A 26,767-nucleotide genomic window follows, 5' to 3' on the forward strand; every position below is an offset into this window, starting at 1 on the left:
AACTGCCGGCGGGACTGGAGGTATGTGCCATTGTGCCGCCGGCAATCCGTTGCAGTGTGAGTTGCGCGCTACTTCCAACCGAGTGAGCCGTTCCTTGAGGGCAGCAGAGAAATGCGGTGCCCGGACTCGCACTTGTAGCGCTCTTCGCGGACTTCTCGCCGTTTTCCGGACAACGACGACTGCGTCATCTCCTGGTGGCAGAAAGGGCAGCTGACGAGGTATATAGCGCGGTTGCGGAATCGCTGCAATTGCACGTGCGTCAACGTGTCAGACAACACATCAGACGAACCCGTATAGCGCAGCACATATTGCGTGCCCCTACTCATCAGACTTCGCTTTCGCTTGTGTGCGTTGGGCGGGACATAAGTGTAATCGACATACCCGCACTGAAGGCACTGAGGCTCGTCGTAGTTGATGCGAAGCGGCGTGTCGCAGCGCGGGCAGATCAGGTCGCCCTTGGGGGGAGCGACCTCGACGACTTGCGGCTTGCGCGCGACGTCCTGATACTCTTCTGGGCTATACGTATCGAATTCGTGAGCCTGAATAACCATCGCATCCTCTTCAATCCGCCTTACGGCATTCTCCGACATGTTGTGGGGGGCTTTCGCCTTAACCGCCCTCCTGAAAAATGGCGCAAAAGTCCCCCAGACAAGATGTCACTCGAAATTTCCGCTCGCCTTTCGGCAAGCATGAACCCATAGATTGCCGCCGAATGCCCGGCAGCTCGTGTGTCGAAAGTCCCTTAACTTCCTGTGGATACGGTCAATGAAGAGCGCCCCTTACCGGCTCCTCACTCCACATAGCAGCGCGAGATTTGCGCGTCCACATGACACCCGAAAAAATCTATTGGAAAAGTGTTAAACAAAGGCTAAAACTTACCTCAAATGACTGTCAAGGCGAAAATCCCTGATTTTCAGGCAATTTTAGGTGAGTCTCTACACGCCTGTAACACCGTGTTCAGCACGATTCACCAGTCAAACTAGGCAGGCAGAGAAGGGTATCCACAGCAAAACGACAGGGCACCTTGATTTGTTGCTTGCGGTGCGGAATTAGGCTTGCTCATGGCGTCTCTGAGTGCTCATAAATCTGCATCAACTCGCGAAATGTGCGGACATTTAATCTAATTGCCCGCATTCAAACACCCAACAGAGATTGTGAATTGCCTTAATGTTCAGATGCCCCAAAATATATACTGACATTCTTATAATTGCACTTTATACATAGCATATTGCCTAGTTAATACATATTTTATTCATCAGTCTATGAAACCTTCCGTTTCGCTCGCTGCATTTGATGCAAATTTATCTCCATTTTGCCCTTCCCTATAGGGGAATGGAGCTCTTCAGATAACCAAGCCGGCCGTTTTCATTTGACACTCAACCCACAGGCTAATAACATTCGGATAGGCGGATTGCACGATGGCGAGACGCCGCAGATAGACAATGTATTCACATCGGAAAGTCAACACAATTGGGACAAGCAGAGTAGAGAGAATCCATGGCGATCAACATAATTGTGTGCGTGAAGCAGGTGATGGATCCAGAGACGCCCGCTTCCGCCTTCAACATCGACCCGGATGCGAAGAAAGTCGTTCCTGCGCCGGGGATACCGCCGGTCGTCAACGGCTTTGACGAGAACGCTGTCGAGGCTGCGCTGCGGCTAAAGGACAACGGCGACGCGGCGAAGATTACAGTCATATCCATCGGCAACGGCTTCGTGATGGATGTGATGAAAAAGCCGCTTTCGATGGGAGCGGACGAACTCGTGCTCATCGACGACGAAGGGCTGGACGGCCTTGACGCCTTCGCCACTGCAACGGTGCTGACGGAAGCGATCAAAAAGGTCGGCGAGTACGACCTCGTGCTGTGCGGCAGGCAGGCATCCGACTGGGATCAGGCGCACGTGCCGCTGGGCATCGCGGAGATGCTTGAGTTGCCGTGCATCACGTTGGCGCAGAACATTGAAGTTGTGGACGACGGCCTCATCGTGCAGCGTGCGCTGACGGACGGATACGAAGTCGTCGAGGCGCCTATGCCCACGCTGGTCACGGTCACAAACGAACTGGGCGAGCCGCGCTACCCGACTCTGCGCGGCATTATGCAGGCGAGCCGCAAGCAGCCGACGAACTGGAGCACCGCCGATGTCGGTTTGGATGCGTCCGCGCTCGAACCAAAGCTGACGCTGACTGAACTGTACATCCCGGTCAGCGATAATCAAGTTGAAGTAATTGAAGGCGAGGACGACGCTGACGCTGGCAGGAAGCTTGCGCTGCGGCTGCGCGAAGAACGGCTCATTTAGCCCCTTCGCTTGACTGGCGAAGATGGTTAGGATGAGGCGTGTCTCGGCGCGAATGGAACTATGCCCACCACTATATGCAGGCATATGGGCATGAGACGAATTCACGAATGCAACTTATTCCTGTCATCTCGAGCGAAGCGAAAAATCTAGAGTCGGAAACAGGTATGCATGCGAAGATTTCAGATTCCTCACTGCGTTCGGGAAAGATCTGTGAAATCGTCTCATGAGCACTTAGAAATATAGACGGCGACCGAACGGGATGATATAATCTCGCGTTCTGTCTTGATATTCCTACCTTTTCTGTCTGCTCAACGCAGGGCAGGCGATAAGGAAACATAGACAAGTGGAGAATTGAGATATGGCAGGGGTTCTTGTTGTAGGCGAACTGAATGGCGATGCACTGCAGAGCATCACGGGCGAACTGCTTGCCGCCGGACGCGGCATCGGCGACGCGAGCGGCGAAGAAGTCGCCGTCGTGCTGCTGAATGGCAGCGAGGCGGCAGGACAGGCGGCGATTGCGCTTGGCGCGGACAAGGCATACTTGGCGCAGGACGATGTGCTCGCCGATTTGCAGTTGGACGCGCAGGTTGCCGCGCTTGCGATGGTGTGCAACGAAGCGCAGCCATCGGTCGTGCTGGTTGGGCGCACGCTCTCCGGCCGCGATGTCGGACCGCGACTCGCGTTTAGGCTTGGCGTTGGCTTGGCGCAGGACTGCCTAGAAGTCGAAGCAGACGGCGACAGCGGGAAGGTCGTTGCGGTGCGCCCGGTTTACGGCGGCAACGCTCTGGCGAAGGTAACATTCCCGGATGCCAGCCCGCAGATGGTCGTATTGCGTGCCAAGGCATACGAACCGCTGGACGCTGACGATTCGCGAACCGGCGAAATCGTCGTCGTCAACACCAATCTTGACCCGTCCGTCGTGAAGGCGCGGCTGGTGGAGACGGTGCGGCAGGAATCCGAAGGCGTGCGGCTCGAAGACGCGAACGTCGTCATTGGCGGCGGCAGAGGGCTTGGCGGTCCGGAGCCGTTCGACCAGCTCGAAGACTTGGCGGGACTGCTTGGCGGCGCGGTCGGCGCATCGCGCGCAGTGTGCGACGCAGGCTGGCTCGACCACAGCTACCAAGTAGGCTTGACCGGCAAGACCATCACGCCCGACCTGTACATCACGGTTGGCATATCCGGCGCGAGCCAGCATATGGCGGGTTGCTCGGCGTCCAAGAATATCGTCGCCATCAACCGAGACGAGGACGCCAACATTTTCAAGAGCGCCAGCTTCGGCGTCGTCGGCGACTGGAAGAACGTCCTGCCATCGTTCATCGAGACAGTGCGCGAGCTTGTGGATTCATAGTTAGTGACAATCTGAGCAAGGAGTCGTGATTTATGAACAGCGATTTCCTGTTCGACATAGACGGGATGCTGAATTCGATAGAAAGCGCGGATGTGATTTCCGTGTTCTTCCCATCCTTTCGCAAAGCGCTGGTTGTTGACCCGCGCAGCAACGACAGACACGCGCCGATGGTGCAGATTGCGCCGATGGCGGCGTCTCCGCGGGAGCGGCTGCGTCTCATCCGGCGCCAACGGCCCGGCTTACCGCGAGTGCGAAACCTCGCGGTGATTCCGTGGACGCGCTATGTGGACAGTTTGGTGCGACTGGGATTGTGGGACAGGCTGATAGAGCGGCTTGAGCGCGCCGATGCCAACGAGGCGATCGACGAATGCGAGCGAGCGCTCATCGAACTGCGCGAAATGGAACGCGACGAGCACGTGAACGCCATACTAGGCAAGAACTACCACACAATCTGGTCTGCGGACGGCAATCAGTCGTAATCGACCTCTCTGATGAGGTCTTGAAATCTGACTACCATTCGTCGGATTTCGCGTGGGTTGCCATCGACAAGTTTCTTCAGTTCGACTTCGCGCGCAGTCGCGAGAAGGCATCTGCGCAAACCAGACCAGCTTGGGGTTCTTCCCCGCAGTCGATTTGGTATTGCCGACCCGGTGCTCAGATATTCTCTCGCGTAAATCTTGCGTCTGCCCGACGTAGAAACGACCGCCGTCCATCTTCAAGATCTAGACGAAGAACTCGGTAGCCGTCGCGTCTCGCTTGTCCCGCCTGTGCCACGCTTAACTGCCGCACCTCGGATACTTGCCCGGAAAAGATTGCTTACTCCGGACACCGGTTGCAACTCTCTTCCAATCAGGCAGACGATTCTACTCCCCCTCTTTCATCTTTTGATCCTAGTGCAAAATGATGACAGTCGCATCAATTGCTTGTCAATTGGCTTTGAGTGGTAATATAAAGCGGTTCACTATTGCCTCTCATCAGCACAATTGAATCGCCAGCAATGTGTAGCAAGGTCCCAATATGAGCATGCAGATACGACCGCTTACTGAGGCGGACGCCGAAGCTTACAATGCACTGCGGCTTCGTGCGCTGAAGGAGCATCCGGCGGCGTTTGCGCAGCCTTACGAGTCGCAGGCGGCAACTCCGATGGCGGATGTGGCGCGTCGGCTGCGCGAGACGGCCGACGCACCGCACGATTTTGTTCTTGGCGTCTTCTTGGGCGATGCGCTTATTGGAATGGTGGGATTCCGGCGTGAGCGCGGCGAGCGCGTGCTGCACAAGGGCAGCATTTGGGGAATGTACATTGCCGCCGAAGCGCAGGGACAGGGTTTGGGACGCGCGCTGATGCTCGATGCAATCCGGCGTGCGAAAGAGATGCCCGGCTTACGGCAGATAGGGCTGGGCGTCATCAGCGGCAATGCCTACGCCCGCAGACTGTACACATCGCTCGGATTCCAATCTTGCGGGATAGAACGGCGTTCCATCTTGGTGAACGGCGAGTATCACGACGACGAGTATATGCAGCTATTCCTAGACGACTCTGAATAGGCATGGCGAGACTTGCGCTGCCCTAGTTCATACGCGTGCCGCCGTTTACGTTGAGCGACTGCCCGGTGATGTTCAGCGCATCGTCGGACGCGAAGAACGCCACCGCCTTGCCGATGTCCTCCGGCGTTTGCTCCCTTCCAAGCGGGCAGCGTTCCTTGATGGCGGCGTCGAAAATTTCGCGCGGCGTCAGGTCTTGCTGCTCTGGATTATTGCGCTTGGCGCGATCGGCAATGCGCTCCCACATCGGCGTCCAAATACTGCCTGGGCAAATCACATTCACATTGATGTTGCACGGCGCGAGTTCAAGCGCATACGATTGCGTGAGGTGAATCACGGCTGCCTTTGATGCGCCATACGCGCCGCCGCCGGCACCGTCTCGCCCGCCGTGAGACGCGATGTTCACAATCTTGCCCGAGCGCCGACTTTTCATATGCGGGCTGACAGCATCCGACACGAGCGCCGTGCCCTTCACATTGACATCGAATGTCAGATCCCAGTCTTCTTCACGAGACCAGGTCGTCTCTTCAAAGCCCGGCGCGCCAATTACACCCGCCGCGTTCACCAGAATGTCGATGCGCCCGAAGTCGGCTAAGGTTTGCGTCACCATCTCGACGAGTTGCGATTGGACCGTTACATTCGCTTGATATGCCTTCGCGACGCGTCCGAGATCTTCGATTTCCTCAGCAGTGTGCCGAGCGCCGGCAATGTCGATGTCACACAACGCCACATCTGCGCCGCGCTCAGCCAGCACTAACGCGATGCCCTTGCCCAGACCACGCGCGCCGCCTGTAACTAGTGCAACTTTGTCTTCTAGCTGCATATGACGCCTCCAATTCTGTTCAATGTCATTAAGCCCTTCCCCCTGGTGGCGAAGTAGAGGGTGGAGGTGAGGTAAGTCAGCATTAGTGGATTCGCAGAGAGCCGTAGCCTTATTCAAGATACTAAGACAGGGGCTATTTCAATCCAATCTCTGACATCGCTTGCGTATAGATTTCAACGGCGCCTTGCCTATCTCAATCTCACTAATCGCCTGTGCCGAATGTGCGTGGTGGTGTACCGGGGAACAGCGAGAAATGCGTGTGCACGGCCAGCCAAACCCTATCGCGCCGTTCGAGTGCGACGGTGGCGCGTCCGGGTCGGTAGAATGGCTTGTGATTGCCGTCGAAGCCGACGGAAGTCCAGGTAACCATGCCCCACGCCATATCGCCCCTGCCCATCGCATGGACATTTTCCAGATCCATCTTGAAATTGCTTATGTTGCCCCAGATGCTCTCCCACTGTCCCTCGCGCAGCGGCTTGCGTCCGCGCACGATGTCCATTGCCGTGCCGAACGACGCCACATCGTCGGCGACTATGAGCTCGGCTGTGTCGTAATCGGCCGCCGCGCAGTATCGCTCCAGCAACGCGAACCATTGGCGCACGGCTTCGGCGTGGTCATCTGTGGTGATGGGCGGATCTGCGGAGTTTGTCATCGGGTTGTCCTCATCTATTGGCGGCGATTTGCCGCGTTGAAACTCTGGCATGCATGCATGAAGGGACACTTGGCTAGCCTAGGCGTTACGCATCCAGTCGGCGATGCGCTCGGCGATCATTATTGTCGTAACATTCGTGTTGGCGCGAATCACGTCAGGCATAATGGACGCATCGACGACGCGCAACCCTTCTATGCCGTGCACACTGCCATATTGGTCCACGACCGCCATGTTGTCGCTTGTGGGACCCATTTTGCAGGTGCCGGATGAGTGATGCTGCGTCAGAACATTGTCCAGCAGCCATTTGTCGAGCGCGTCGTCGGTGGCTAGATCGTCGTCGTTCGGCGAGATTCGCGTCAAGCCGACATCGGCGAATGCGTCGGATTGCGTCAGTTCGGCGCACAGCCGCAATGCGCCACGCAGCCGTTCCCTGTCGAACGGGTCGGTCAGATAGCGGTAGTTGACATGCGGTTGCTGATGCGGGTCGGGGGAATCGAGCCGCAGTTCACCGCTTGACAGCGCCTTTTGCAGAGCGATGCTGAAGCCCGTAGGCGTGATGTCGCTAGTGACATCGAAGTTGATCGGCATATGCTCAGTGCGTACATGCAGCGGGCGCATCTGCATATCGTTGCGGTACGGCGAGCCGGGCGTAGTGTAGCGCATGCCGATTTGAAGCGCCGGCGCGTCCGGTTGGATCGGATTGTCGCTCCGGTACAGCATGAACACCGCCGGATGATCCCGGAGGTTCTGTCCTACGCCGGGCAGGTCCTGAACTAGCGGCACGCCAATTTCGGCGAGATGCTCGCGCGGTCCGACGCCGGACAGCATCAGCAATTGCGGAGAGTTTATCGCGCCGCCGCTCAGCACGACTTCGCCCGCGTCTATGCGAAATACTTCGCCGCCGCTCTCCGCTTCCACTCCAACCGCTCTGCCGCCATCGAACAGCACGCGCCGCACCATGACATCCGCCCTTATGGTTAGGTTGAGGCGATGGCGCGCCATACGAAGGTATGTGATCGCCGTGCTCATCCGTATGCCGTCCACACGGTTGAGCGGATAGTAGCCAACGCCGGTCGAATCGGGGTGATTCATATCGTGCGTGAAGGGGAATCCTGCCGCCTGCGTCGCCTCCAAGAAGGCGCTCGGCACGCGCATCAGCTCGTCTTGGTTGTACCGCCGCACAGGAATCGGGCCGTCCGAGCCGTGAAAGTCATCGCCGTGAAAGTCTAGATCGTCTTCCATCTTGCGGAAGTATGGCAGCAGTTTGACGAACGCCCACTCGTCGTTGCCTTCGGCCGCCCAGCCGTCATAATCTTCCGGAATGCCGCGGAAATATACTTGCCCGTTGATCGCGCTCGACCCGCCGGTTACCTTGCCGCGTGGCAGTCTGAACGACGGTCGTTCCGGCGTCGCCTGCGCTTCGTAGCCCCATGTATGCTCATCGACATCGGCTTGATGATACCAAGGCAGCACACCATACTTGATATGCTCCGGCAGCCGCTCGAAATCCGGGTAGTCCGGCCCAGCCTCAAGCAGCAATACGGAGCGCCCGGAGTCTTCCGATAGCCTGCTCGCGAGCGTGCTGCCCGCCGAGCCGGCGCCGATGATAACCGTGTCGTATCGCATAGATTGCCCCCATGGAACTGGTTGCTCGTTGTGCTTGTTCGTACCACCTGTAGCCTAGCACCGCACTATACACCGCAAGCGGTGTCTCAAACAACCAAGATATTCGGGGCGATAATAGCAATTATGACGCTGGATTTTAGTGTGCGAGACTTGACTTACCCGTTGATATACATTATAAGTATGCCCCATACGGATGCTCCGATACTGCGGAGCGTGAAATCTAGTGTGTAACCCCGAAGTCCATCGCCTGGCGAAAGGAATATCAGGAGGGTAAGGATGAACTGGAAACCTACTATAATATTGGGCGTCTTGGCAGTGTTCGCGCTGTTACTGGCGGCATGCGGTGGCGCAGCGCCTGCGCCAACGACACCCGCAGCACCGGCTCAACCTGCACCCGCAGCGGCAGCACCGGCAGTGGCACCAGCCGCGCCCGCACAAGCACCACAAGCACCACAAGCACCGGCCGCACCGGCACCAGCCGCGCCTGCGGCTCCTGCGGCAATGGCGGCTACGCCAGTTGTTCAGGCGGTAACCGCGCCACAGACTTTCCAGCCGACGGCGGCTCCGAGAAGACAAGCAGCGATGATGGAAGAATCGACAAAGCCCGCCGGCACACTGGTTGTTGCAATCACCAGTGTCGCTTCACCTAGCGGCTTCCCCACAGACTGCTTGTGGTGCGCATCCCTAACCGTTGTCTCCGCCCAAGAATCCTTGCTGCAGACTTCGCGTGGCGATGATGGTGGAATCACGGCTGCACCTTGGCTAGCACGGGGCTGGGAAACAGCACCCGACTTTTCCTACACCGATTTCAATCTGAATGAGGGCGTGCAGTTCCACAGAGGTTGGGGCGAACTTACTTCCGAAGACATTATGTGGACATACCACGCTCTGATGCCTTCCTTCACAGAGGAAGCGCGGCACGACAGCTCTGCTGAGATTGACCTCGCTATCAAGGAAGTCGAGCCGGTCGATCCTTACACGGCACGCTTCCACTGGGATGCTTTTGCGGGCCACACTCTTACCGCGCTCTTCACCGACGCCAATGAGGGAACTGGCATGTTCCCCAAGATTCAGACAGTTATGGAGAACAAAGGCTTCGCGACTGAAGACGAAGCCGAAGAGTGGATGCGCACTAACATCACCGGCACCGGCTCGTTCCAGATGGACGGCTGGGTTGTGCAGAACGGCATGTTCCTGACTGCATTCGTCGATCACTGGGATAAGGTCCCCTTCGTCGAGAAGGTCCGAATCCTAGAGGTTCCTGAAGCTTCTACCCGCAGGGCGATGCTCGAAAGCGGCGAGGCACAGATTGCCGGTCTTGCGCTGAAAGACTGGCCGGCACTGCTGGAAACAGGTCAGTTCCTGCAGTCCCCTGAGGGCTCGAAGAACATCCACGGCTTCCCGTTCGGAGGTAACTACTGGGAGTGGACGCACGCAATCACGGGCGACGACCTGCCCGAGACTCTGCGAGACACGTCCTTGCCTTGGGTAGGCGACCCGTATGAGAATAGCCCTGGCGTATTTGACGAGAATACCGACTCGATGCAGCGCTCATTGAAGGTGCGCCGCGCACTGTCGATGGCTATCGACCGCGACACCATCAACGAGATTATTCTGAACGGTCTGGGCAATCGCCAAGACCTGGGTGGTCAGTGGGATACCGACCCGGTTTGGGTCGAGAACGCGGACAAGTGGCAGTACGGCTACGACGTCGAACAGGCGAAGATGCTCCTAGACGAAGCCGGTTACAGCGATGGCTTTGAAGTGAACTTCTGGGCGGGATTGAATGGCGAAGACATTGAAATGTCCGAGGCAATCGCCGCAGACTGGCTGAACAATTTCAACATCACCGCAGTCCACGACCGCAGAACATACAGCACGATTCGCCCCAGCCTAGTAACTAGGACATTCCCCGTTCTCAGGATGCACGGCTGCTGTGGCTGGCCGGGAACCTGGCCCATCGAGTTCATTTGGAGCTCGTACGGCAGGGGTGGTTATAACCACGGACTCGAGCTTCCGAAGGCATCAGAAGTGAACGGCTTTAAGCAGTCGAACACAGATCCGGACGAGCTGAAGGCAAAGGCTGTCGAAATGCGGCAGTACCTGTATGACTGGGCACTCCTTCCTGCAATCGTTGCAGCACCCGGCAGGATGATATATGACTCCGAAGCAGTCGAATCGTGGCAGATGCGCCCGTTCCTCCAATTCAGGCATGACGGAATCCATGACCTGGAATGGGTTAAGCTGCGATAGTTTCGATTCCACGCATTGGTAGAAGTGGCGGTGTCTGGACTTCGATTGCTGGACACCGCTATCCCCCTGCTGCATGAGAGGCAATAATGCGAACTTTCATAATTCGCAGATTTCTCACTTCAATACTGACACTATTGGGCGCCGCGCTTTTCGTATTCAGCGTATCGCGCATACTTGGCGATCCAAGAGTGTTGCTGCTTCCTGACCAAGCATACGGCATCACACAAGAACAGTGGGACGAGCTAGCGCGACAGCTCCATCTGGACAAGCCGATACCAGTGCAGTTCGGAATCTGGCTCGGCCAGCTGCTTACCGGAGACCTTGGCAGAGACCTCGCCGACAGGCAATTGATTGCACCGAAACTTCCACAGAAGGTCGGACCTACGCTGAAACTAGCTCTATCAGCGTTCATCATTTCTACTCTAGTCGGCGTGCCGCTCGGTGTCCTTTCCGCCGTCAAGCGAGGTAGCGTCCCGGACTACATAGGCAGAGCATTCGCCCTGCTTGGGCAAGCATTGCCCACATTCTGGGTCGGTATTGTCGGCATTCTAGTCTTTTCCGTGTGGTTAGGCTGGTTACCAAGCGGAACTATGGGCGAAGGGTTTTCCATAAAGCACTACATAATGCCAACGGCGACGTTGGCGTGGTTCGGCGCGGCTGGGTATGTACGGCTTGTGAGATCGGCGATGCTTGAAGTCCTAGATTCCGAATATGTCAAACTGGCGAGGGCAAAGGGCGTCAGCACAAGAACTATCATCTGGAAGCACGCCTTCAAAAACGCCGCAATCGCGCCGTTAACCCTGTCCGGCTTGCTGCTGGCGGGCTTTATCACCGGCTCTATTTCGGTCGAAACCGTATTCGCGTGGCCAGGCCTGGCTCGCTTCGGCATTGAAGCGGTATGGACGAACAACTTCACGGTTCTTGCCGTACTCGTCATAATTTTCACCGGAGCGTTCGTGCTGCTCAACTTCTTGGCTGACATACTGTACGCCTTCATAGATCCACGAATTCGCTTCTCATAAAGGGAATAATAAAACGGCTATGGCACAGGCAGAAATTCAAGCAGACATTGAAATCTCCGTCCCCTCTACGAGGGCAACCGGAATTGCCGGCGTTTTCCAGTTCCTGAACAGGTGGCCGGTCATACCTGGTGTAATACTGAGCGTCATGGTTATCGTGGCGCTATTCGCACCGTGGGTTTCGCCCCACAGCCCTTATGAGAACAACCTGCGCGCCCGTAACACACCTCCGGTTTGGTACGAAGAAGGCGGTTCTTGGTCGTATCCACTCGGGGCGGACACAATCGGACGCGACCTGTTAAGCAGGCTAATCTATGGCGCACGCATTTCCCTGGCGGTAATGGCGATCGCCCTTATCACAGGGACGATCGTAGGCACCGCGCTGGGTCTAATCGCAGGCTATTTTGGAGGGTTGATTGACGAGGTGATTATGCGCCTCGTTGACATATTCTTAGGCATTCCGTTCGTCTTAATGGCTATGGCGGTAGCCGTGGTGATGGGCGCAAGCTTAACTACAATGATGGTCATGCTCGCGTTACTCACTTGGTCGGGTTTCGTACGCAATGTGCGTGGCGAGGTACTGTCATTGCGCGAACGCGACTATGTGGCCCTTGCACGGGTTGCGGGAGCATCGCTTCCACGCATTTTGGTCATTCACATACTTCCCGGCGTTATCAACACAGTCGTCGTTATCGCAACACTGCGATCGGGACAGCTCATCTTGGCGGAAGCGTTCCTAAGCTTCATTGGTGCCGGCATCCCACCGCCAACGCCCACTTGGGGCGCGATGATAGCAGATGGCAGAAACTACTTACGCGACGCGTGGTGGATTTCCTTCTTCCCAGGCTTCGCTATATTCCTCACAGTCATGTCCTTAAACTTCATGGGCGACTGGTTGCGGGACAAGTTGGATCCCCGGCTGCGGCAGCTTTCGAGTTAGGCTGTGAGCAGCGGACTGTGTGTCATTTGCGAGCGCCCATCGTGAGGTGGGCGCTCATTTTTGGTCTTTTCTTGACCTTGCGCGCCTGGTATGGATACAATACACGCAGACTATTTTGTTCGCACACGCCTTTGAACTACACTGAGGACGCCGACTCTTGGGAACCGCGTAGTACGCTCGTATCTGGAACATCACTTGACTATGAAGCCTCCCGTTGCTATTGGAGCAACGCAGGAGGCATTTGTTTGTCCCAAAATATCCGCACTTCAGCGTAGCATGACAACGACAATCATAGCACGCCGGGTCCTAGACTACACCGGCGGCTACGGAGGATGATAGAGAATGATTCTTAAGCAGGATTCAGACATCGCCGAACTGCGCGGGCGCATTCGCCATTCGGCGGCACACATCATGGCGGATGCAGTTACGCAGCTTTACCCGGACATCAAGCTCGCCATCGGGCCGCCTACCGATGATGGCTTTTACTACGACTTCCTCGCGCCCGAGCCGTTCCGCGACGAAGACTTGAAGCGCATCGAACGACGAATGAGAGGCGTCATCGCCAGAGACCTGCCGTTCGAGTACAGAGAATATCCGCGCGACGAAGCGCTGCAGCTGCACTCTGAAGAACCATTGAAACTCGAGGTTATCAACGAAATCCCGGAAGACGAAGCAATCTCGACATACCGGCACGGCAAATTTGAGGATCTCTGCGCCGGTCCGCATGTGGAATCCACAAGCAAGATACCGGCGTTCAAGCTGCTGAGCGTTGCGGGCGCGTACTGGCGCGGCGATGAAAATCGACCGATGCTACAGCGCATCTACGGCACGGCGTTCGAGTCTCAAGAGGCGCTCGACGAACATCTGCATCGCCTGCAAGAGGCGCGCCGCCGCGACCATAGACTGCTCGGCAAGGAGCTCGACCTGTTTTCCATACACGACGAGACGGGCCCCGGCTTAATCATCTGGCATCCAAAGGGCGCGCGCTTGCGCAGCATAGTCGAAGACTACTGGAAGCAGGAACACTACCGCGCGGGCTACGAACTCGTGTACACGCCGCACATCGGGCGCTCGACGCTCTGGGAGACGAGCGGGCATCTGGACTTCTATCAGGAGAACATGTACGCCGCGATGGAAATGGACGGGCAGGACTACTACCTGAAGCCAATGAACTGCCCTTTCCACATCATGTACTACAGCACGGCGATGCGCAGCTACCGCGAATTGCCGATGCGCATAGGCGAACTTGGCTCAGTCTATCGCTACGAACGCGGCGGCGTGCTACACGGGCTGCTGCGAGTGCGCGGCTTGACGCAGGATGACGCGCACATCTTCTGCCGCCCCGATCAGGTCGTCGATGAAGTCAACGGCGTGCTTGACCTTGATTTTGGACTGCTGAGTGCGATGGGATTCAGCGACTTCGAGGTGATGCTGTCCACGCGGCCGGAGAAGTCGGTCGGCGATTCCGATAAGTGGGATTTGGCGACCGATTCGCTGCGGCAAACACTGACCGAGCGCGGCATTCAATTCGAGGTGGACGAAGGCGGCGGCGCATTCTACGGGCCGAAGATCGACATACATATCCGAGACGCGATTGGCAGGCTGTGGCAGTGCACCACGGTGCAGTTCGACTTCAACCTGCCGGAGCGCTTTGGGATGACATACATCGGCGAAGACGGGCAGGAACACCAGCCGTTGATGGTTCACCGCGCGCTGCTCGGCTCGCTGGAGCGTTTCATCGGCATCCTCATCGAGCACTACGGCGGCGCATTCCCCGTGTGGCTCGCTCCGGTACAGGCAGTGGTAATTCCCATCGCCGACCGGCATATCGAATACGCGGATACAGTGCTTGCACAGCTGACAGCCGCCGGAGTACGCGCGCACACAGACGGCAGCAACAACCGCATGGGGGCGAAAATCCGCGATGCGCAGTTGCAGAAGATCCCTTACATGCTAGTCGTCGGCGATCGCGAGGCGGACGCGGACGCGGCTGCGGTAAGGTTGCGCTCTGGCGAAAACCTAGGCGCGCTTCCCGTTTCGGACATCATCGATAGCATCGATGAGGATGTGAAGGCGAAGATTTAACCTTCTGCCGCGAGTGTTGGATCCGAGCCTTTGCAGTCATTGCCACCCGTGGAGGCGTGTACAGCAATTTCAATGGGCATTTGCCATTCGGGAATGGATGCTGCTCAACTCACCCAACCCTAACCTTCTCTGTCAAGATGGAAGTAAGCGATCGGGGCAGGATTGCATTAGGGGCTATTGCCTAGATATAGACCATATGCTATATTCTTTGGAAAACTTAGACGATTAGACCATATTATAGATGGAGAGGTGAGCAGCATCCCCCCGAGAGAGTATCGAGTCAATCATCGAATCCGTGTACCGGAAGTTCGGCTTGTGGACGACCGCGGCGAGCAGTTGGGTGTAATGCCCACGCGCCAGGCAATGGAAATCGCCGACGATAGAGGCTTAGACCTTGTTGAGGTCGCGCCTACGGCAAGACCACCCGTGTGTCGCATTATGGATTACGGCAAGTTCAAGTACGACAACACCCGCAAGGAACGTGAAGCACGCAAGGCGCGCAAAGCCAAGGCGATGCAAGAACAGCGGGAAGTCCGCATGAAGACTCGCATCGGAAAGCACGATCTGGACGCAAAGACACGGCTTGCCAAGCGTCTGCTGAACGGCGGCGCGAAGGTCAAGGTGTCGGTAACATTCAGGGGACGCGAGATGGCGCATCCGGAACTCGGCATGAACCTGCTCCGCACTGTCGCCAACGACTTAGTGGACGAGGCGCTGCTTGAGCGCCCGCCCGCGTTCGAGGGCCGCTTTCTGACGATGACGCTCGTGCCTAATCCGAATCGGGAGAAAGCCTCAGCCTCGCAGGAGAAGGAAGAAGTTGCCCAAACTTAAGACACACAAAGGCGCGAAGGCGCGATTCCGCGTAACATCCACCGGCAAGCTGGTGCGGATGAAGGGACATCGCAGCCACCTGCGCCGCAAGAAGTCCAATAAGGTCAAGCGGCAGTTCAATGGCAAGATCGATGTCAGCCCGGCGGATACGCCGCGCATGAAGAAGTTGCTGCCCTACGGCATCGCCTAAACGCGCTCTCGTCGTAGGCGACACCGGCGAAAAAGTGGCATTCCGCCATCAAATCAGGATATAATTAACGAACCAGGCGTACTGCATTAGTCGCCTGGTTCGTATGTTCAAAGGAGCCAAGCACCCGTGACCAGAATAAAGCGCGGCACAAACAAGCGCCGCCGACACAAGAAACTACTCAAGGCTACAAAAGGGCATCAGGGCGTGCGCCACACTCTGTACCGCCGTGCGCACGAGTCTATCATCCACGCGATGGCGTATTCCTACGCGCACCGCAAGGAGAAGAAGGGTGATATGCGCCGGCTGTGGAACATCCGCATCAACGCCGCCGCGCGCGCCAACGGCACGACCTACAGCCGCCTGATTCACGGGCTAAAGCTGGCAGGAATCGAGATAAACCGCAAAATGCTCGCGGACATCGCCATTCGCGACCCTGAGGCGTTCGCCAAGATTGCGGAGCAAGCGAAGGCACAACTGGAACCGGCGGCATAGGTTTTCGCCGCCCATTGCTCGGGATGTTCGCGCATCCCCGCCACACATCCAACACTTCGCTTCCAGGGTAGAGCGTGGATGCTATCTAGCAGTCTGCGCTTATCCTCCTACTAGGCGCACATCGTGCACCACTTCTTCCGGCGCGAGCGGAAGCGTGAACGCGGAGCGCATTATGCCATCTCCGTCGATGACATATATCGGCGCCGAATGGATTACTCGCCTGCTTGCGCGTTCCAGGCCGCTCGTTCCGCCACCTTGCGAGCGGCTGTGCGTCGCCTCGCCGCCGTCTTCTCTGTTGCCCGGACCGTGCTGATACGGGTCGATGAAGTATGCATGCCACACTTCGGTCAGGTCCTCTTCGTTGCCAACTAGGTAGGTCCAACGATCCTGCATTCCCCATCGCTCCGAGTAGGCATGCGCCGACTCTACGGTGTCGTTGATGGGGTCAACGCTGACGATGACGATAGCAGTGTCCGGCTCACCATCGTCTAGTATGCCGGAAATATCGCGCAAGTGATTCGCCACTATCGGGCAGACATCAGGGCATTCCGTGTACAGGAATGTGAGAAGGGTAACGCGGTCGTCAAAGTCCGTGCGCAGTGAGCGGGGCTTGCCGAACTGGTCGGTCAGTGTGAAGTCGGGTGCCGGTCGTTCGCCGGTGAAGGGTGTTCCCTTGAACTCGTCGAAGTCCGGTGCGCTGGCGGAGCAGCCGACAGCAAGAAAGGCAAACAGTGATGCTATCAAGAAGATTACAACCGACGGCAGGCATCTGTTACGGTTGCCCGGTGAAGGTATCCCTATTGCTCGCATTCGGGTTCGTGAAGTGAATGAGGCGATACTGGCAGAGCACAGAATGTATCTTGGCCTACCCTTCTTTTTCGACCGCGTTTTGCGCCAGGAATGCCCCGACCGGAACCAGAACAACGAGCGCCATGCCCAGTATGATAACGCCAAGCTCGCTGTGCATCGCGTGATGGAGATATAGGAAAACCTGTCCGAGTGCAAACGCAAAGCCGCCGACTACCGCCAGCGAGAGTATCGGAATAAACACTGCCAAAAGGAATCTCTGCATCATCTGTAACTGTCCTCCAAGGCGGGTCCGTCTGCCCAGCCATCATCTTTCTTGCCGTATTGCTCTTCGGAATCGAGCTTTCGGATTTCCTCTTCCTGGTTGAACCACTTGAAGAATATGATAATCATCAGCGTCAGGAAGTAAATGCCGCTGCCGACCTTCATTATTATCCCGCCGATCTGCTGGTCCAGCAGCGGAGACAATGCCCATATCCGTGGCGCTTGCACGTAGAAGTCGTATATCGGCTCCTCCGCGAATGTGATGATGGCGAAGACGATTATCTGCGCTATCGACAGAATGAATATGTAGCCCATCTGGAACGGGTAATCCAGGCGCGGCAGCTCAGGCAGATTGCTAGTCAGTGGCCACCACATCAGGATCGCCGTGCCGACCATCAGAATGTGCTCCAGCGCGTGGACTGCTTCGCTTATCAGCGACGCCTCGTACAGAGCGGGTATGTGCCATATCGAAAATACCACATTGAACGCCGCGAACGCCGTAACGGGATGCGTCAGCACGCGCGCGATACGGAACGACCAGTTCGGGCGCAACAGCGGGCGCAGCAGCCAGTCCGGCGTGCCTAGCACCAGCAGCGGCGGCGCTATCAGCGTCAGCAGCACATGCTGCGACATGTGCATGCTGAACAGAAATTGCTCGCTCAGGATGTGCAACGGCGACGCCAGGGCGAAGAATATGACCACGATACCGGCGCAGAATGTAGCTATCTGACGCGGTTCAGCGTAGTCTGCGAGCTTGTAGCGCTCGCGCAGCGGTCCCACACCGTAGAGGTACGCGCCGAGCAGAAGCGCAAGACCGAGCATGGCGTCCCAGTGCGCCTCCCATTGCAGCCAAAGCGAACCCGCAATCTCGTTCAAGCTTCATTCCTCGCGCTCAGGTGTATCTAAACGCCGCCTGTGAAGAAGGCGAACAGCGCCATCAGCGCGAACACTACTCCGGCGGCGACTATCAGCCCAGCCACGAACATCAGCGAGAATATCGGCACATCCCTGCCGAATATGCTGATGCCCACCTTGTCGTATCGCAGGTGCATGTAGAACATCGCCACCAGCAGGAACTTCGCGGCGGACAAAAATCCCATGACGGGTATGATGCCGTAGCTCAGCCATTCCAGATAAAACAGGCCGAACTCAAGCGCCGTAAGCACCGACAGCGTTATGGCTACCTTGAAGTATGTTAGAGGTGTGGGATGGCCCGTATGGACCTCCGCCTCGGCACGCTCTTCTGCGACTTGATGTTCTTGGCTCATTCGTTTCCTCTGGGTTTATTCAAAAATCCCTTGCGCGGCAACGCGTTTGTGTGGCGGCTAGAATCCTGGGAATACTCCGAACAGGTACACGACTGTGAAAATGACAATCCACACGATGTCAACGAAGTGCCAATATAGCGCCGCAAGGTCAAGGTCGAGGTTTCTTTCGGGCGTTACCATGCCCTTCTTGAACGACAGGAAGAACAGAGACAGCAGCCAGACAATACCCAGCGTTACGTGAGCGCCGTGGAAGCCTGTCAGCGTGTAGAAGGTCGTTCCAAACAGATTTGTTCGCGGGGTCAGCCCGACGACCTCTTCGACTACGCCGTTGTGCTCGTCTTCAGTGCCACACTTCTCGGCGAGACCCTGCTTGAGCGGCGTCAGTTCTTTGACGCCCACATCTGCGCAATAGACTTTGTGCTCATAGTTGGCAAATGTGGTGAACTCGTACACCTGAAAACCGACGAATGTCGCGCCAAGTATGCAGGTGGACGCTAGCCAGATGCGGAACGCCTTCATGCTGTTGCGCGTCAGCGCCGCGTACGCCAGCACCATGCTCATACTGCTCATAAGCAGGACGAAGGTGCTGACCGTGGTAACCGGGATGCTGAACACATCCTCGGGAAGGGGCCCCGTAATACTGCGGTTTTTGTACACCAGATAGGTGGCGATAAGCGTGCCGAAGAACATGCAGTCCGACCCCAGGAACGCCCACATGAGCATTTTCCTGTGATTTAGACCGGTTGTCGTCGGCTCGTGTTCGCCGTGGTGCGCCGTTGCTTGCGCCATTAATTCAGCCTCCGAATTAGTGAGCCGCCTGCTCGCCTTCTTCAGGATCGTTCACAGGCTCGAAGGACCAGGCATACACCGCTACCGTGCCGATGAATACGCCGACCATGGAAATCGCGTACATGCCGACGGGATACACTAGCCCTATGCCTCCGATGAATAAGCCTATTGCCACCACAAGCGGCCAGTACGACGGTTGTGGCAGATGTATGTCGTGGTGTTCGTCTTCGCCTGAGCCACCCGCGACCGGGACGCCGCGCCGCACCTCGCGTCGTTTGCCCGCCCACCAGTCGTCCCTGTCGTACACGGTGGGAATCTCTGCGAAGTTATACTCCGGCGGCGGGGAAGGTATGGACCATTCAAGCGTCCTGCCATCCCACGGGTCGCCGCCTGCCAGTTCGCCCTTGCGCCAGCTCTTGACGATGTTGTGCATGAAAATCAGTATGCCGATGGCGAGAATTATCACGCCTGCGGTGGACACGCCGTTCCAAAGGTTCCAGCCCATGCTCGCGTCGTATGTGTATATGCGGCGCGGCATGCCGTCCAGCCCGAGGAAGTGCTGCGGGAAGAACGCAAGGTTGAAGCCCACCATCGTGATCCAGAAGTTAATTTTGCCCAGCGTCTCGCTGTACATGCGCCCCGTAATCTTCGGGAACCAGTAGTATATTCCCGCGAATATGGCGAATATCGCGCCGCCGAACAGAACATAATGGATATGCGCCACGATGAAGTAGGTGTCCTGCTGCTGCGCGTCTGAGGACGCCATGGAGTGCATCACACCGCTAATACCGCCGACCGTGAACATCGCCACGAAGCCCACGGCATATAACATGGGCGTTTTGAAATCAATCGAACCTCCCCACATAGTGGCCATCCAGTTGAACACCTTTATCCCTGTAGGCACTGCGATTGCCATCGTGGTAATCGTGAAGACGGTTACCGGGATAGGCCCGAGCCCTACCGTGAACATGTGGTGGCTCCACACCATCCAGCCCATGAAGGCGATGATAGCGCCAGCCAGCACGATTGTCGGATAGCCGAACAGCGGCTTCTTGGAGAATGTGGGCAGGATTTCGGATACGATGCCCATCGCCGGAAGAATCAGGATGTACACTTCAGGGTGTCCAAAGACCCAGAACAGGTGCTGCCAGAGCACGGGATCGCCGCCGCGCGCGACATTGAAGAAGTTCATCCCGAAGCTGCGATCGAAGTACAGTTCGATTAGCGCGACCGTGATAACGGGGAACGCAAGCACGATTAGGATGTTCGTGATGAAAGTCATCCATGTGAACAGCGGCAGTCGCATGAACGACATGCCCGGCGCACGCATGTTGATGATGGTAACGAGGAAGTTGAACGACGCCGCCAGGGACGCTATGCCTAGCACCTGCAGGCTGACTATCCAGTAGTCGATGCCGGTGCCGGGGTTTTGCTGCACACTTGTCAGTGGCGCGTAGCCGAACCAGCCGGCGTTTGTCGCGCCGCCGGTGAACCAGCTAATCTTCAGGATTATCGCGCCTGCGAGGAATGTCCAATAGCTGAAGGCGTTGAGACGCGGGAACGCTACATCCCGCGCGCCGATTTGCAGTGGAATTACGAAGTTGAAGAACGCGGCACTCAGCGGCATTATCGCCAAGAAGATCATCGTCGTGCCGTGCATTGTGAACAGCTGGTTGAATATCTCGGCGCTTACGATGTCCTGGTTAGGACCGGCGAGCTGAATGCGCATCAGGAGCGCTTCGATACCACCTGTCAGGAACAGAATGAACGCGGTAACGCCGTACAGCACGCCTATCTTCTTGTGGTCGATAGTCGTTATCCAATTCCATATCCCTGTAGGGTGTGTCGGTCTGGGTATAGGGAACGCCATTGTTGTCATCCCGTATCGCCTCCCGTTTCGCTCCGTCGTTAGGTGTGTGTGATAGTGAAGTGTGTGTAATTCGGATTTATTTCGATGGCATGTGCCGCTGTCGCGCACATCGCCGGAGCCCAGTCAGTTAATTGAGCGTCATAAGGTACGCTACGAGCGCGTCGATTTCGCCTTCCGTCAGTTCGTTCTCCGGGTCGATGTACGGTTCGCCGTCGCGCGCCATCAGGTTGCCGGGCTTCAGAGATTCCGGATCAGTTATCCATTCCTTAAGGTTCGCCTGCAGCATAGATTCGTTGATGAATGAGCGCCCCGTGGTTACGTCGGTAGGCATGCCTTGCGAGTTGATGTAGAGTCGTCGTCCGCTCGCATCCTCGAAGTCCACATCCGAATTGCGGAACATGCCGAGGTGGTTCAGACGCGTTGCCACATGGTTCAGGATGGGACCTGTCCTGCCGGGTATCCTGCTGCCGTCGTCGCGCAGTTTGATTACACTGTTGCTGTCTGCGTGGCAGCCGGAGCAACCCGCGTCTCGGAAGAGTTCCTTGCCGCGCGCCGCGAGCGGGTCCGAAGGCTCAGCAGCCGGGCTTGCCTGATGCAGCAGCCAGCGGTCAAATTCGTCGCGCGCGACTGCTACAACTTTGAAGCGCATATTGGCATGCGACACGCCGCAGAACTCGGCGCACTGCCCGAAGTATTCGCCGGGCACATACGCTTCGAACCACATCTTGTTGTCATTGTTCGGGATCATATCAACCTTACCCGCGAGCTTTGGCACCCAGAAGCTATGGATGACGTCCACCGAGTCCAAGAGGAAGACGACAGGCTCGCCGACTGGCACATACATCTCGTTGGCGACTGCGACCTGCTCGCCGGCATTGGTCGGGTGAGGATAGCGGAACTCGAACCACCACTGGTGGCCGATGACATCAACTTCAAGCGCCTGCGCGGTACTGTCCGCGGCGACGAATCTGCCCGCGTCCGCGTAGAAGATGCCCTGCACTGTGGGAACCGCCGCTACGACAAGCACGATGACCGGCGCAATTGTCCACGCGATTTCCAAGCGTGTGTTGCCGTGCGTTTGCGCCGGGTCGCCGTCACCTTCACGCCGCTTGAACTTGAATACCATATACAGGAGCGCGGCTTCGACGAAGACGAAGACCACCAGCCCGGCAAAGAAGATAACCCAGAAAATGAAGAGTTGGTTTTCGGCGACAGGACCGAGGGTTTCAAAGGTTGACTGGGGATTTTCGGGGTTGATGATGGTATTGCAGCCCGCAAGCAGGACAGTCAGAATGCCCAGCAATACCACGCCCGCTAACTTCTTCAAGCTCACTGCGCTTTTCAGCATATTGATACTTGTACCCTCTCGTTAGTTGCCTATTCCGTCGCGCTTCGGCTGACCCTTATAAGGTCTATTTCGTCCGATGCCGACCACCTTCTATGCGGCCTCTAAATCATCAGAGCACCGAGTAAGAAATCTATCAGAGCAGTTAAAGTCAGTCAAGATTATACACGCCCAACATTATACACGCCTGCCTGATGCACCCTCGTAAGGGGAGTCCGCGCTACATCCACGAATACCACCCTACCTTAAACAGGCTGTCCGCGATTATCGCCAGGAAGAGCGCGCCTAGGTACAGCAGCGAGTATAGATACAGAGGCTTTGCCCCTTCCACGCCGGGACGCTGCATCAGCCGCACCGCGTAGTAGATGAACAGCACACCCAGCACGACCGACCCCACCAGATAAACGAGACCGACCGCGCCCGTAATCGCGAACATAGTCGTCAGCGCAAGCATCAGAAGCGTGTATAGCAGTATGGAGCGCTTCGTAATATCCACGCCCGCGACCACCGGCAACATTGGCACATTCGCGCTTGCGTAATCGTCCTTCAGCAGCAGAGACAGCGCCCAGAAGTGCGGCGGCGTCCAGAAGAAGACGATTGCAAACAGGTATATCGCGGGCAGGTCGAGCGATCCCGTTATCGCGACCCAACCGACAGCCGGCGGTATCGCGCCCGCCGCGCCACCGATGACGATATTCTGCGTTGATGTGCGCTTGAGCGCCATCGTGTACACGAACACATAGAACAGCGTGGCGCACAGCGTCAGTACGGCGCTGAGCAAGTTGACCAGCGAGGCGAGCAGCGCGAACGCGACGACATTCGTCAGTATGCCGAAGGCGATGGCGTGCGTGTTGGGTATTGCGCCAACGACAACGGGACGCTTGCGAGTGCGGGACATTGCTTCGTCGATGTCGCGGTCGAACCACTGGTTCAGCGCGTTTGCGCCCGCGGAGGCGAGCGCGCCCGCAACTAGTACTACCAGCATAACCACGACATCGGGCGTTCCCTGCGCCGCAAGGAACATTCCTCCGAGCGCGGTGAACAGCAGCATCACGATGATTCGCGGCTTCGTCAGTTCCACATACGCCCTGAATAGACTTCGGGGCGGCGACGCAACTTGTGATGTCGTCTGTGTAGTCAAGCCCTTAAGCCCTTTCGATCAATCCGTCAGACAAACCGTCGGCGACGACAATCTCATCGTCGCCGCGCGCTTGCTCGCTGCCGGTGAACCGCTGCGGCACATAGACCAGCCCCGCCACGAACACCAGCGCAATCCACACCAGCGTAGCCATGCTCAGGTGTATCGCCTTTATCTCCGGCGTAAATCCCAGCCAGACCGTCAGCGCGCCGACCAAAATCTGCGCCGCGAACGATGCCGCAAGCAGCAAGCCGCTCCAGCCAACGCTCGGCATGCGGAATCGCATCTGCCAAGCCTTGTACGCGACCGCCAATATCAGCAAGCCGACAATCGCCGCGAAGTACCTATGCCCCATATGCTCGATGTACGCCCTGCCCTCGGGGAACAGGCTGCCGCGGCATAGTGGCCAAGTACCGCACGAAGAGCCGTAGCCCGCGCCGACGATGTACGAACCCGACAGTATCAGCAAAAAGACCCCGACCAACGCCGCAATCAGCAGCCTGTTGACGCTCCGGGCGTCGTCAGTGTCAGGGACATCCGCGCTTGCAGCATTGCTAGTCGCAGTGTCCACAGATTCGGCATTCGCAGCGCCAACGCGCCAACTTACTATCACGGCGATTACCAGCGCGGCAACGGCACCTTCCGCGATGCCCAGGTGGAGCAGCCGCAGCCACCAGGCAAGGTGGGTCAGCACCGTCGCGCCCCCCAAAATTGCGGCGACGAACACTAATATCAGCGCGGTCAGGACGGAACGCTTGCCCCATCGGTTGCTGCGATAGCGCATCAGCACAACAATCATCGTCGCCAGCACCAACACGCCGAGCAGCGATGCCGAGAGCCTGTGGCTATACTCGAGGAGAGTGGCGAACTCGAAGGGGGGGATGATTTGCCCGTGGCAGAGGGGCCAGTCCGGACAGCCTAGCCCGGAGCCGGTAACGCGCACGATGCCGCCCAGAGTAACCTGCGCGAATGCGGCTACCAAAGAAGCCACCGCCAGCACACGAAAAATAAGGCGTCCTCCCCTGCCGTATTCTTCAGTCCGGGACATTGACGCTGCTTCGCCCTACCTAACATCCCGCTCGGCGATGCGAGGGGAGATATGAAGTCAAACCGCCTGTAAACCGAGAATGTGCATCTTTTCACGAATGCCATTCTGCAATGAATATAGCACACGCCTAGTTCAGCGTCAATTAGCCTTGACGCAGTTTGCGCGGCGGGGCTAAAATGTTCAATGTCGATGCGCCGCAATTGCAACGCACACCTCGCCATCCCACAGGCAGCGGCGCACAGTTCAGACGCATGGCTCGCTAGCTCAATTTGGCAGAGCAACTGACTCTTAATCAGTAGGTTCTCGGTTCGAGTCCGAGGCGAGTCACCATCTTTCTTTTTCCTTCAACGCAGGCATCTTGCTTATCCCGCCGCGCCTATCATGTTTCCTCGGACACACCGTGCAGTTTAATTTGACTACCATATGATATAGTTTTGCCATTGAGCTTGCCTTAACTTCCGCTTTATCCAGTGCGTGAGGTGATTCGAATGACGCAGCGTGACTCTAATCCTGACACCTACGACCGCGAGGCTGAGTTTAAGCACGAGAAACAACATCTGACCGATGTTGTCAGTGGAATTGACAAAGACATCAAAGGTAGAGAAGAACGCGCTTCAAGACCCATAATGGGTCCTGATGTGCGCTCGGCAGACGCCGTAACGTCCCATGCTAAAGAGATGCTGACGAGGCTCAAATCCGCCAGAAACAATCCCTTCTTCGGAAGGCTAGATTATTCAGATGAGGGTAGGGAGGATGTCCGCACGGTCTATATCGGTCGTCATCTAGTTGACATCAAGGACGTGCCGGATGGCCTTGTCATAAAATGGGATGTTCCTGTAGCTGACCTCTTCTACAATCCCTCTGGCATTTACAAAACTCCCCTAGGAAAGCGAAGCGCTTCTGTCTATCTGAATCGATCTTTGTCAATAGAAGAGGCGCAACTACTGGACTTTGAGGACCGTCTTAGGCTGCCAACCCCCAGGATGCTTACCGAACGCCTTTCGGGTCCAAGTTCTGAGCAAATGACGGACGCAATCGAAACTCTCCAGCCAGAGCAGTATCAAGCGTTGTCCAAGACAGATAGCCCTGTGCTAATTGTGCAAGGTGCTGCTGGCACTGGCAAAAGCATCGTAGCATTGCAGCGAATTGCATTTGTGCTATCGCCCCGTAGCAAAGTCGGCATCCTTGGTCGCAATCCTAGCCCTGACAGGGTAATTATGTTCGGGCCATCTCCAGCCTTCCTGAAGTACGTATCTGGCTTGCTGCCAGGGCTTGATGTTCAGAATGTGCGACAACAAACCATTACTCAATGGATGCTTGGCCAATTCACTCCTAGAGCCCGAGTCACGCTCAAAGGTGGTGAAGAAAGGGTCTTGAATGACCTAATGAGCCGTCAGCGATTTGGAAAAATCCAGGTGCAAGCACATCTATTCAAGGGCAGTCTGAAAATGAAACGACTGCTAGACAACTATGTGCGCGAACTTAAGCGAAACTCTGAAAGGAACACCCGGCGGCAATCCAGTAACATCATAAGCAGGCTTTCATTAAACATTAGCGTTGCCGATTTCAGAAACAGGGTTGATAATGCTTTCAGCACTCACCCAGAACTAAATGCCGCTCGTGCATTTCTGATAGACGGACTAGCCGAGCTGATGACCCTGACGCTCCCAACACCACCTCGCAGACGCAACGCGCCACGATCTGAAGTCGTCGCTGTCCACAGAAAGGTGGTCGAACGGGAGTTGGAATACTCGTGTCCATTCCATGACTTCAAGGGGGAATATGTGCGTTTGATGTCTGGCCCAGATGTAATTATGAACTATTCAAAAGGAGCGCTAGACTGGGACGCAGCAAACGACATCTGCCAGACCGTGCCGCGGAACTCGACTGGACGCTCACTAGGTCTAACCGACTTGGCAGCGGCACTCTATTTGGATTACGCCCTCAACGGCTTTATTAACGAACGCCAACGAGAGAACTTTGAACATGTGGTCGTGGACGAGGCGCAGGATGTATCTCCAATAGAGATGGAACTCTTAAGAATACACTCCGTCAACGACAACTTCACCATATTGGGCGACCTCGAAACTGTATCAGTTTCAAATCAGGACAAGGATTAGTCTCAATTTGTTTGTAGTG

General features: G+C 56.7%; 26 protein-coding genes and 1 tRNA gene. 13 read left to right on the top strand and 14 right to left on the bottom strand.

Annotated features, from left to right (window positions below; all coding sequences use genetic code 11):
• Nucleotides 1-68: 68 nt before the first annotated feature.
• Nucleotides 69-551, bottom strand: coding sequence for a hypothetical protein (locus F4X57_03220; protein ID MYC06178.1), 483 nt, complete (start codon nt 549-551; stop codon nt 69-71).
• Between the two features lie 946 nt (nt 552-1,497).
• On the opposite strand from F4X57_03220, the gene F4X57_03225 reads away from it, so the two are divergent.
• From F4X57_03225 to F4X57_03235, 3 genes are all read left to right on the top strand, one after another.
• On the top strand, nt 1,498-2,298 hold the full coding sequence (locus F4X57_03225; protein MYC06179.1) for an electron transfer flavoprotein subunit beta/FixA family protein: 801 nt from the start codon (nt 1,498-1,500) through the stop codon (nt 2,296-2,298).
• Between the two features lie 358 nt (nt 2,299-2,656).
• Nucleotides 2,657-3,646 (top strand): electron transfer flavoprotein subunit alpha/FixB family protein, encoded by a 990-nt coding sequence (locus F4X57_03230; protein ID MYC06180.1) that lies wholly within the window; start codon nt 2,657-2,659, stop codon nt 3,644-3,646.
• Between the two features lie 32 nt (nt 3,647-3,678).
• The gene (locus F4X57_03235) at nt 3,679-4,125 is read left to right on the top strand and encodes a hypothetical protein (GenBank protein ID MYC06181.1); all 447 of its coding nucleotides are present in this window, start codon (nt 3,679-3,681) and stop codon (nt 4,123-4,125) included.
• Here F4X57_03235 and F4X57_03240 read toward each other — a convergent pair.
• Nucleotides 4,075-4,365, bottom strand: a complete 291-nt coding sequence (locus F4X57_03240) for a hypothetical protein (protein ID MYC06182.1) — start codon at nt 4,363-4,365, stop codon at nt 4,075-4,077. The two genes, F4X57_03235 and F4X57_03240, sit on opposite strands and share 51 nt — an antisense overlap.
• A gap of 298 nt (nt 4,366-4,663) precedes the next feature.
• On the opposite strand from F4X57_03240, the gene F4X57_03245 reads away from it, so the two are divergent.
• A complete protein-coding gene (locus F4X57_03245; protein ID MYC06183.1) occupies nt 4,664-5,191 on the top strand; it encodes a GNAT family N-acetyltransferase in 528 nt (175 codons plus the stop codon).
• 22 nt (nt 5,192-5,213) lie between these two features.
• On the opposite strand, the gene F4X57_03250 is transcribed toward F4X57_03245, so the two are convergent.
• The 3 genes from F4X57_03250 to mftG all read right to left on the bottom strand — a co-directional run bounded on the left by F4X57_03250 (nt 5,214) and on the right by mftG (nt 8,289).
• A complete protein-coding gene (locus tag F4X57_03250; GenBank protein MYC06184.1) occupies nt 5,214-6,011 on the bottom strand; it encodes an SDR family oxidoreductase in 798 nt (265 codons plus the stop codon).
• Nucleotides 6,012-6,213: 202 nt separating this feature from the next.
• Nucleotides 6,214-6,714, bottom strand: coding sequence for a nuclear transport factor 2 family protein (locus tag F4X57_03255; GenBank protein MYC06185.1), 501 nt, complete (start codon nt 6,712-6,714; stop codon nt 6,214-6,216).
• 27 nt (nt 6,715-6,741) lie between these two features.
• Complete coding sequence (gene mftG / locus F4X57_03260) at nt 6,742-8,289, bottom strand: mycofactocin system GMC family oxidoreductase MftG (GenBank protein ID MYC06186.1); 1,548 nt, start codon at nt 8,287-8,289, stop codon at nt 6,742-6,744.
• Nucleotides 8,290-8,790: 501 nt separating this feature from the next.
• Between mftG and F4X57_03265 the strand changes: the two genes are divergently transcribed.
• The 7 genes from F4X57_03265 to rplT all read left to right on the top strand — a co-directional run bounded on the left by F4X57_03265 (nt 8,791) and on the right by rplT (nt 16,099).
• Entirely contained in the window at nt 8,791-10,542 is a 1,752-nt protein-coding gene (locus F4X57_03265) for a hypothetical protein (GenBank protein MYC06187.1), read from the top strand.
• An 86-nt stretch (nt 10,543-10,628) separates the two neighbouring features.
• Entirely contained in the window at nt 10,629-11,564 is a 936-nt protein-coding gene (locus F4X57_03270; protein ID MYC06188.1) for an ABC transporter permease, read from the top strand.
• A gap of 19 nt (nt 11,565-11,583) precedes the next feature.
• The gene (locus F4X57_03275; protein MYC06189.1) at nt 11,584-12,501 is read left to right on the top strand and encodes an ABC transporter permease; all 918 of its coding nucleotides are present in this window, start codon (nt 11,584-11,586) and stop codon (nt 12,499-12,501) included.
• 342 nt (nt 12,502-12,843) lie between these two features.
• The gene (locus tag F4X57_03280) at nt 12,844-14,586 is read left to right on the top strand and encodes a threonine--tRNA ligase (protein ID MYC06190.1); all 1,743 of its coding nucleotides are present in this window, start codon (nt 12,844-12,846) and stop codon (nt 14,584-14,586) included.
• 177 nt (nt 14,587-14,763) lie between these two features.
• Complete coding sequence (locus F4X57_03285) at nt 14,764-15,417, top strand: translation initiation factor IF-3 (GenBank protein MYC06191.1); 654 nt, start codon at nt 14,764-14,766, stop codon at nt 15,415-15,417.
• Nucleotides 15,404-15,607: a 50S ribosomal protein L35 gene (gene rpmI, locus F4X57_03290; protein MYC06192.1), complete on the top strand. Its 204-nt coding sequence runs from the start codon at nt 15,404-15,406 to the stop codon at nt 15,605-15,607. Before F4X57_03285 ends, rpmI begins: the two co-directional genes overlap by 14 nt.
• Before the next feature lie 126 nt (nt 15,608-15,733).
• Complete coding sequence (rplT, locus tag F4X57_03295; protein MYC06193.1) at nt 15,734-16,099, top strand: 50S ribosomal protein L20; 366 nt, start codon at nt 15,734-15,736, stop codon at nt 16,097-16,099.
• Between the two features lie 99 nt (nt 16,100-16,198).
• On the opposite strand, the gene F4X57_03300 is transcribed toward rplT, so the two are convergent.
• The 9 genes from F4X57_03300 to F4X57_03340 form a co-directional block, all read right to left on the bottom strand.
• Nucleotides 16,199-16,909 (bottom strand): SCO family protein, encoded by a 711-nt coding sequence (locus tag F4X57_03300; GenBank protein ID MYC06194.1) that lies wholly within the window; start codon nt 16,907-16,909, stop codon nt 16,199-16,201.
• Between the two features lie 55 nt (nt 16,910-16,964).
• Entirely contained in the window at nt 16,965-17,174 is a 210-nt protein-coding gene (locus F4X57_03305; protein MYC06195.1) for a hypothetical protein, read from the bottom strand.
• Nucleotides 17,171-18,046 (bottom strand): cytochrome c oxidase assembly protein, encoded by an 876-nt coding sequence (locus F4X57_03310; GenBank protein ID MYC06196.1) that lies wholly within the window; start codon nt 18,044-18,046, stop codon nt 17,171-17,173. The genes F4X57_03305 and F4X57_03310 overlap by 4 nt, the downstream gene beginning before the upstream one ends.
• A 26-nt stretch (nt 18,047-18,072) precedes the next feature.
• A complete protein-coding gene (locus F4X57_03315) occupies nt 18,073-18,438 on the bottom strand; it encodes a cytochrome C oxidase subunit IV family protein (GenBank protein ID MYC06197.1) in 366 nt (121 codons plus the stop codon).
• A 57-nt stretch (nt 18,439-18,495) separates the two neighbouring features.
• The gene (locus F4X57_03320) at nt 18,496-18,957 is read right to left on the bottom strand and encodes a hypothetical protein (GenBank protein MYC06198.1); all 462 of its coding nucleotides are present in this window, start codon (nt 18,955-18,957) and stop codon (nt 18,496-18,498) included.
• A 286-nt stretch (nt 18,958-19,243) separates the two neighbouring features.
• Nucleotides 19,244-21,106 carry a cytochrome c oxidase subunit I gene (gene ctaD / locus F4X57_03325; protein ID MYC06199.1) on the bottom strand — a complete coding sequence of 621 codons (1,863 nt, stop codon included), beginning with the start codon at nt 21,104-21,106 and terminating at the stop codon, nt 19,244-19,246.
• A gap of 118 nt (nt 21,107-21,224) precedes the next feature.
• The gene (gene coxB, locus F4X57_03330; protein MYC06200.1) at nt 21,225-22,445 is read right to left on the bottom strand and encodes a cytochrome c oxidase subunit II; all 1,221 of its coding nucleotides are present in this window, start codon (nt 22,443-22,445) and stop codon (nt 21,225-21,227) included.
• Nucleotides 22,446-22,662: 217 nt separating this feature from the next.
• The gene (locus F4X57_03335) at nt 22,663-23,583 is read right to left on the bottom strand and encodes a protoheme IX farnesyltransferase (protein MYC06201.1); all 921 of its coding nucleotides are present in this window, start codon (nt 23,581-23,583) and stop codon (nt 22,663-22,665) included.
• Nucleotides 23,584-23,587: 4 nt separating this feature from the next.
• Complete coding sequence (locus F4X57_03340) at nt 23,588-24,628, bottom strand: heme A synthase (GenBank protein ID MYC06202.1); 1,041 nt, start codon at nt 24,626-24,628, stop codon at nt 23,588-23,590.
• Between the two features lie 253 nt (nt 24,629-24,881).
• Here F4X57_03340 and F4X57_03345 point away from each other — a divergent pair.
• Together F4X57_03345 and F4X57_03350 are read left to right on the top strand one after the other, a co-directional pair.
• Nucleotides 24,882-24,958: transfer RNA gene (locus F4X57_03345), tRNA-Lys, on the top strand.
• Between the two features lie 158 nt (nt 24,959-25,116).
• On the top strand, nt 25,117-26,748 hold the full coding sequence (locus F4X57_03350) for a hypothetical protein (protein MYC06203.1): 1,632 nt from the start codon (nt 25,117-25,119) through the stop codon (nt 26,746-26,748).
• The last annotated feature ends 19 nt before the right edge of the window (nt 26,749-26,767 follow it).

This window comes from Chloroflexota bacterium, assembly GCA_009840355.1.
Lineage (GTDB): Bacteria > Chloroflexota > Dehalococcoidia > Lucifugimonadales > JADFKI01 > Bin90.

What these genes read in the sequence shown, in the direction of transcription:
- ctaD (MYC06199.1), bottom strand. Translation starts at nt 21,106, where the DNA reads ATGACAACAATGGCGTTCCCTATACCCAGACCGACACACCCTACAGGG.
- F4X57_03275 (MYC06189.1), top strand. Translation starts at nt 11,584, where the DNA reads ATGGCACAGGCAGAAATTCAAGCAGACATTGAAATCTCCGTCCCCTCT.
- F4X57_03280 (MYC06190.1), top strand. Translation starts at nt 12,844, where the DNA reads ATGATTCTTAAGCAGGATTCAGACATCGCCGAACTGCGCGGGCGCATT.
- F4X57_03305 (MYC06195.1), bottom strand. Translation starts at nt 17,174, where the DNA reads ATGATGCAGAGATTCCTTTTGGCAGTGTTTATTCCGATACTCTCGCTG.
- coxB (MYC06200.1), bottom strand. Translation starts at nt 22,445, where the DNA reads ATGCTGAAAAGCGCAGTGAGCTTGAAGAAGTTAGCGGGCGTGGTATTG.
- F4X57_03340 (MYC06202.1), bottom strand. Translation starts at nt 24,628, where the DNA reads ATGTCCCGGACTGAAGAATACGGCAGGGGAGGACGCCTTATTTTTCGT.
- F4X57_03255 (MYC06185.1), bottom strand. Translation starts at nt 6,714, where the DNA reads ATGCCAGAGTTTCAACGCGGCAAATCGCCGCCAATAGATGAGGACAAC.
- F4X57_03250 (MYC06184.1), bottom strand. Translation starts at nt 6,011, where the DNA reads ATGCAGCTAGAAGACAAAGTTGCACTAGTTACAGGCGGCGCGCGTGGT.
- F4X57_03270 (MYC06188.1), top strand. Translation starts at nt 10,629, where the DNA reads ATGCGAACTTTCATAATTCGCAGATTTCTCACTTCAATACTGACACTA.
- F4X57_03230 (MYC06180.1), top strand. Translation starts at nt 2,657, where the DNA reads ATGGCAGGGGTTCTTGTTGTAGGCGAACTGAATGGCGATGCACTGCAG.
- F4X57_03220 (MYC06178.1), bottom strand. Translation starts at nt 551, where the DNA reads ATGGTTATTCAGGCTCACGAATTCGATACGTATAGCCCAGAAGAGTAT.
- mftG (MYC06186.1), bottom strand. Translation starts at nt 8,289, where the DNA reads ATGCGATACGACACGGTTATCATCGGCGCCGGCTCGGCGGGCAGCACG.
- F4X57_03265 (MYC06187.1), top strand. Translation starts at nt 8,791, where the DNA reads ATGGCGGCTACGCCAGTTGTTCAGGCGGTAACCGCGCCACAGACTTTC.
- F4X57_03320 (MYC06198.1), bottom strand. Translation starts at nt 18,957, where the DNA reads ATGAAGGCGTTCCGCATCTGGCTAGCGTCCACCTGCATACTTGGCGCG.
- F4X57_03350 (MYC06203.1), top strand. Translation starts at nt 25,117, where the DNA reads ATGACGCAGCGTGACTCTAATCCTGACACCTACGACCGCGAGGCTGAG.
- F4X57_03225 (MYC06179.1), top strand. Translation starts at nt 1,498, where the DNA reads ATGGCGATCAACATAATTGTGTGCGTGAAGCAGGTGATGGATCCAGAG.
- F4X57_03300 (MYC06194.1), bottom strand. Translation starts at nt 16,909, where the DNA reads ATGCGAGCAATAGGGATACCTTCACCGGGCAACCGTAACAGATGCCTG.
- F4X57_03315 (MYC06197.1), bottom strand. Translation starts at nt 18,438, where the DNA reads ATGAGCCAAGAACATCAAGTCGCAGAAGAGCGTGCCGAGGCGGAGGTC.
- F4X57_03245 (MYC06183.1), top strand. Translation starts at nt 4,664, where the DNA reads ATGAGCATGCAGATACGACCGCTTACTGAGGCGGACGCCGAAGCTTAC.
- F4X57_03235 (MYC06181.1), top strand. Translation starts at nt 3,679, where the DNA reads ATGAACAGCGATTTCCTGTTCGACATAGACGGGATGCTGAATTCGATA.